The following is a 6270-nucleotide window of genomic DNA, read 5'->3' as shown; positions in this document are numbered from 1 at the left end:
GCCCACGCCCGCTCGCGCCCGCTCGCGCCCGCTCGCCGCGGAGCGTGGGGGCCGCGAGACGGGTTCTTCGCGCCGAGACCGTGGGGTCACCCCTCTGTCTCGGCGCGAACCAACAGTCTCGCGGGTGGTCGAGGTGCGAGCCGTAGGCCGGGTTGATCCTGTGCGTCGCGCGGCGACATGACCTGCCGCATCCCGCTGAGGCGTGCGGTGTCCCGGCCGAACGTCCGGACGATGCCCGCGCCGTGGAGGATGCCGTCGAGCGAGGGGAACTCGGCGACGTCCGACCAGCCCCAGTGCGCGACGTTCCGGGCGTGGCGGCGGAGGCGCGCATCCCTCGTGCGCCGAGCGCGCAGGAGCGGAGGCGCGTCACCGAACCGGCCGTCGTACTTGAGGTCGCCGTCGGCCTCCCCGACCACGCGCACGCCGGGCCACCAGAAGTCGGATCGGTCCTCGTGGTCGGGCGGCGTGAGGAACCGCCGCTGAAGAAGCGGTTCAGGGCACCCCAGCCATTCGATCGCGGCCCTGCTCGCCGACTCGAGCACCGTCTCGGACTCGGCGTTCGCCCGATGGAGCGCCCAGCGCGCGTGTCGACGGCCCCGACTGCTCGCTCGCGCCTCGTTGCGGGCCACGAGCATCTCGACGCTCGCCGTCGGGTCGGCGCGCAGCGCGGCATCCGCGACGCTCAGCCCGACGACCTCATGACGCGAGCGCGCGAGATCGACCGCGGTCTCCACGGGTGTCGTCGTCATCAGCCCGTCCAGATCGTGCAGCTCGCGTGTCGCACGCGCGGTGTGGACGCGGATGCCGCCGCTCACCCCGGATGTCGCCTGCGGGCCGGCGATGATGTGGACGACGAAGGGGTCCCCGAACACCGGCATCCCCTGCAGCGCCGCCGCCGACTCGTGGCAGAAGACGGCGTCGGGCCACAGCATCGCCACGGCGTGGACGCGGGTGAGATACCTGTCCCAGGGTGCGAGCGCCGCCCACTGCGCTGCGCTCGCGTAGATGCCGCGGCGGACGAGCACGAGCTCTCCGCGGACGACGCCCCTCTCCGGATGGGGGATGTCACGGGCTTTGAGAAGGGGGACGGGTGATGGCAGGGCGTGCGGAATGTCTCGTGGTGTCAGCATCCGCCCATGCTGCGCGGCGCGGTCGCCCGCCCGCCGGCCGTTTCTCCCATCCGGGGACGCTCCCGTGCGACGCCCGGTCTGTGGAGGACCGGTGGCTCCCACCACCCACGATCCGCGAGACAGGATCTTCGCGCCGAGACAGTGGGGTTCACCCGCGGCCTCGGCGCGAGGAACCCGTCTCGCGGTCCATCGACCCGAACCCGGGCCGCCCGACCCGAACCCGGGCCGCCCGACCCCGGGCCGCAGCCCCGACCCGCGGGCCGCACGGGCCTCAGAAGACGCCGGGCCACCAGGATGCGGCGAGGGGATAGCCGACGAACGCGACCACGTCGATGAGGGTGTGGGCGACCACGAGCGGCATCACGCGGCCCCAGCGGCGGTAGCACCAGCCGAAGACGATGCCCATGGCGATGTTGCCGAGGATCGAGCCGACGCCCTGGTAGGCGTGGTAGAGCCCGCGGAGCACCGCCGTCGCGAGGATGATGTGCCACCACCCCCAGCCGAGCCGGCGCAGGCGGTCGAAGAGGTATCCGAGGAACACGACCTCCTCGGTGAGCCCTGCCCGGAGCGCCGCGAGCAGCAGCAGCGGCACCGTGTACCAGGCGGCGTCGAGCGGCGACGCGACGACCCCGACGGTCACGTTCAGCAGGCGTCCCGCGATGTACAGGGCGAGTCCGGGGACGCCGATCGCAGCGACCAGCAGCATCCCGCGGCCGAGGTCGCCGCCGAAGCGCCGGAAGTCGAGCCCGATGCGACGCAGCGCGTTCGACCCGGGCTCCCACAGCAGGTACACGACGAGCGCGACGAGGGCGAGGGAGAAGAAGATGCTCAGGAACTGGTAGAGCGCATCCCAGAACGCCTGCGAGTCGCGGGTCGGGTTCAGCTGCGTCTGCTGGTCGCCGACCGCCTGGTTCTCCTCGAGCGAGCGCTGCACCGTCCGCACGAGGGACAGCACCGAGTAGAGCGCCGACTGCCCGACCGAGACGGCGAGCACGAGCCAGATCTCCCAGGTCAGACGGGCGCGGTCGCCGCGCGACACCCGGTCCGGATCGAACACCGCGAACGGCCTGATCGCTCTCGTCACCCCGTCAGCCTGCCACAGCGCGTCGCCGTGACCGCGGTGTCCGGTCTCGTTCAGGGTGAGCGCATAGGTCCACTCCGGGTGAGCGGATCGGTCGTCGCGGCGGCGACGAGCGCAGGACGTGCACAACTCAGGAGATCCGACGCCTGTGCCCGTCTGGCCGTGCACGAGAGCGCGCGTTGCCTGAGTTGTGCACGGGGTCGCCGCCCGTGCCCGGGGCAGGACGCCGGGGCAGACGCTCTCAGGCGGCCGCAATAAAGTGTGCGAGGCTGGTCGGCCTGATCCCCTCCCATCCCATCACCCGAACCCGCCATCACCCGAACCGGCGATGATCCGAAGGAGCACGGATGCGGTCCCGCACGAGATCCGCCGCGATCGCCGTCGTCGCCTCTCTCGCGGTGGGCCTGACGGCGTGCGCTCCCGACGACGTCGACCGCGTCGTGCCGGGCTCCGCGCTCACGGTCGCTCAGAGCGCCCCGGTCACCTCGCTCAACCCGGCCGTGCTCGGCCAGGACACGGCGGCCGATGCGGGCCTCGCGACCGTCACGAACTCGGGCTTCTGGCGGGAGGAGCCCACGGGCGAGCGCGTCGCGCAGGAGCGCTTCGGCAGCATCCGCGTCGACTCCGACGACCCGTTCACCGTCACCTACACGGTGCACGAGGGCGTCCGGTGGTCGGATGGCGCGCCCGTCGACGCCGCGGACCTGCTGCTCGCGTGGGCGGTGGGCACGACCCATCGCACCGGCGGCGATCCGGATGCCGAGGGCCGGCCGGCGACCCGCTGGGACACGGGCGCCGGGCGCGATCGGGGGCTCGACCTCGTCACGGAGGTGCCGGAGGTCGGCGGCGACGGCCGCAGCATCACCCTGGTCTACGACTCGCCCGTCGCCGACGGGGAGGCCGCGTTCGACGTGCTGCCGGTCTCGGCGCACGGCACCGTGATGCTCGGACACCCGGGGGAGTACGACACCGCCGACGACGCGAAGCAGGCCCTCATCGCCGCCGTCCGCGACGACGACCTCGACTGGCTCGCGCCGGTGTCCCGCGCCTTCCGTGAGGACTACGTGCTCGACGGATCGGTGCCGCCCGAGGCCGCGATCGGCAACGGCGCGTACCTGTTCGACCGAGCGGGTGACGACGGCAGCGTCGAGCTGCACGCGAACCCGGACTTCGTCTGGGGCCCGTCCGCGCGGATCGAACGTCTCACCGTGCGTTCGATCCCGGATGCGGACGCCCGTGCCGCCGCGGTCGCATCGGGCGAGATCGACGTCGCCGCGGTGCCCGCCACCGCCGAGGCGGTCGAGACGGCGGAGGAGGCCGCGGGGCACCGGATCGCCGCGGGGACCGCGTTCGACCACATCGATCTGCAGACCGCCGGCGGGGGAGTGTTCGACCCGGCGACCTACGGCGGCGACGAGACGAGGGCGCAGGCGGTGCGCGCCGCGTTCCTCGCGACCGTGCCACGCGACGCGATGCTCGCCGAGCTCGTCACCCCCTACGCGCCGGATGCGACGGTGCGCGCCTCGGCGGTACGCGCCCCCGATCCCGTCGCGGCCGACGACGCGGTCTCGGGCGCCGACGCCGAGCCGGTGCCCACGGCGACGGGATCCGCCGACGACCCCGACATCGCCCGGGCGATGGATCTGCTCGCGGAGGCGAACGTGCCCGACCCCACGGTGCGGCTGCTCTTCGGCGAGGGCGATGCGCGCCGCACCGCCGCGTTCGCCCGGATCGCGGCATCTGCGGCAGAGGCGGGCATCGTGGTCGTCGACGTGTCGCGCGCGGACTGGGCCGCGGCGCTGGCCGGCTCGCCCACCGCGTACGACGCCGCGTTGTTCGCCTGGGACGCCGACCCCTCGGCGCCTCTCGCGCTGGCCGCCGGCTTCGACACCGCCGGCGCGCAGAACCTCTACGGATGGTCGGACGAGAGGGTCGACGGCCTCGTCGCCGAGGCGGGCGCGCAGACGGACGCGGCGTCCCTCGACGCCGTTCTCGCCGATCTGGATGCGGCTATCGCGGACCACGCCTGGACGCTCCCGCTCTTCGCCGTGCCGATCGTGACCCTGTGGTCGGACGCCGTCGCGGAGGTGCCTGCCGCGTCGGGGCCGGACGGGGTGCTCGCGGCGTTCTCCCAGTGGATGCCGACGGGCGTTCGCGGAACCGGGTCTCCGACCCCGAGAGACTCGGTCTCGCCCGGCTGAAACGACGGTCCACGTCGTGATTGAGCAATCTGCTCTGCGAGACACGCCAGACGTTAAAGCTCTGTAACTATTCCTGCAACCGTTTTGACCATCGCGAGGGGCGTGCTTATCGTTCTCGTATCCGCGACATGACGATCGCACAGCTTCGTCATGCTCGCATCATCCCTTGCACAGGAGGAACAGTGAAGCGCAGCAGAATCGCTCTCGCGAGCGTCGCGCTGGCCGGTATCGGGGCACTCGCCCTGGCCGGCTGCGCGAGCGGCGGGTCGTCCGAGCCGACGGACGACGGCGACGCCACGGCCGTCATCACGGCCAACGGCTCGGAGCCGGAGAACCCGCTGATCCCGACGAACACGAACGAGGTCGGGGGCGGCAGGATCGTCGACGCCCTCTTCGCCGGGCTCGCCTACTACGACGCCGACGGGGCGATCGTCAACGACGTCGCCGACTCCATCACGGTCGACGACTCGTCGACCCTCACCGTGACGCTGAAGGAGGGGCAGACCTTCACGGACGGCGAGGAGGTCACCGCCGACAACTTCATCGACGCCTGGAACTACGGTGCACAGATCTCGAACGCCCAGCTGAACCAGTCGTGGTTCTCCGACATCGAGGGTTTCAGCGCGGATGCGGACGCGGAGCTGACGGGTCTGGAGCAGATCGACGACTACACCTTCACGATCGCGCTCAGCTCGCCCGTCGCGGCGGACTTCGCGCTGCGGCTGGGGTACTCGGCCTACTACCCGCTCCCCGAGGTGGCGTTCGAGGACATCGACGCCTTCGGTGAGAGCCCGATCGGGAACGGCCCCTACAAGCTCGCGAGCGAGTCGGCGTGGCAGCATGACGTGCAGATCGAACTCGTCAAGAACGACGACTACACGGGCGGGCGCCAGGCGCAGAACGGTGGAGTGACCTTCGTCTTCTACGCCTCGCTCGACGGCGCATACGCTGATCTGCTCGCGGGGAACCTCGACGTTCTCGACTACCTGCCGGACTCGGCACTGGCCAGCTACGAGTCGGACCTGGGCGATCGGGCCGTGAACCAGCCGGCGGCGATCTTCCAGTCCTTCACGATCCCTGAGCGTCTCGCCCACTTCTCCGGCGAGGAGGGGCAGCTGCGTCGGGAGGCGCTCTCGCTGGCGATCAACCGCGACGAGATCACCGAGACGATCTTCCAGGGCACCCGCACACCGGCCAGCGACTTCACCTCCCCCGTCATCGCAGGGTGGTCGGACTCGGTCCCCGGGGCCGAGGTGCTGGACTACGACCCGGAGAGTGCCCAGGATCTGTGGGCACAGGCCGACGCCATCTCCCCGTGGGAGGGCACGTTCGAGCTCGCCTACAACTCCGACGGGCCGCACCAGGCCTGGGTCGACGCGGTCGCCAACTCGATCAAGAACACCCTCGGCATCGAGGCGGCGGGCGTGCCGTACGTGGACTTCGCCTCGCTGCGCACCGAGGTGACCGGCGACACGATCCAGACCGCGTTCCGCACCGGCTGGCAGGCCGACTACCCCGGCATGTACAACTTCCTCGCGCCGTTGTACGCGACGGGCGGATCGGCGAACGACGGCGACTACTCGAACGCCGAGGTCGACACCCTGCTGGCGGAGGGTGCTGCCGCAGAGGACCTGGACGCCGCGAACGAGAGCTACGAGCAGGCGCAGGAGATCCTGTTCGAGGAGCTTCCCGCGATCCCGCTCTGGTACCAGAACGTCGTCGGCGGCTACGCGGACACGGTCTCCGGTGTCCAGTTCGGCTGGAACTCCGTTCCGGTGTACTACGCGATCACCAAGGGCTGAGGCCTTCTCGATCGCAGCCGCGAGGCGGTGACGACCCCGTCACCGCCTCGCGGTCT

At 71.4% G+C, this 6270-nt stretch carries 4 protein-coding genes; 2 read left to right on the top strand and 2 right to left on the bottom strand.

Annotation, left to right across the window (positions count from 1 at the left end):
* Window positions 1–86: 86 nt before the first annotated feature.
* Both GVL03_RS15070 and GVL03_RS15065 read right to left on the bottom strand, forming a co-directional pair.
* Window positions 87–1130: a hypothetical protein gene (locus tag GVL03_RS15070; protein WP_159501829.1), complete on the bottom strand. Its 1044-nt coding sequence runs from the start codon at window positions 1128–1130 to the stop codon at window positions 87–89.
* Between the two features lie 271 nt (window positions 1131–1401).
* Window positions 1402–2214 carry a CPBP family intramembrane glutamic endopeptidase gene (locus GVL03_RS15065; RefSeq protein WP_235038191.1) on the bottom strand — a complete coding sequence of 271 codons (813 nt, stop codon included), beginning with the start codon at window positions 2212–2214 and terminating at the stop codon, window positions 1402–1404.
* A gap of 344 nt (window positions 2215–2558) precedes the next feature.
* On the opposite strand from GVL03_RS15065, the gene GVL03_RS15060 reads away from it, so the two are divergent.
* Both GVL03_RS15060 and GVL03_RS15055 read left to right on the top strand, forming a co-directional pair.
* Window positions 2559–4412 carry an ABC transporter substrate-binding protein gene (locus GVL03_RS15060; RefSeq protein ID WP_159501828.1) on the top strand — a complete coding sequence of 618 codons (1854 nt, stop codon included), beginning with the start codon at window positions 2559–2561 and terminating at the stop codon, window positions 4410–4412.
* Window positions 4413–4594: 182 nt separating this feature from the next.
* Complete coding sequence (locus GVL03_RS15055; protein ID WP_159501827.1) at window positions 4595–6214, top strand: ABC transporter substrate-binding protein; 1620 nt, start codon at window positions 4595–4597, stop codon at window positions 6212–6214.
* The last annotated feature ends 56 nt before the right edge of the window (window positions 6215–6270 follow it).

This window comes from Microbacterium sp. 18062 (assembly GCF_902706225.1).
Taxonomy (GTDB): Bacteria; Actinomycetota; Actinomycetes; order Actinomycetales; family Microbacteriaceae; genus Microbacterium.
Note: the sequence above shows the minus strand (reverse complement) of the source record. Positions and strands in the feature narration are given on the sequence as shown.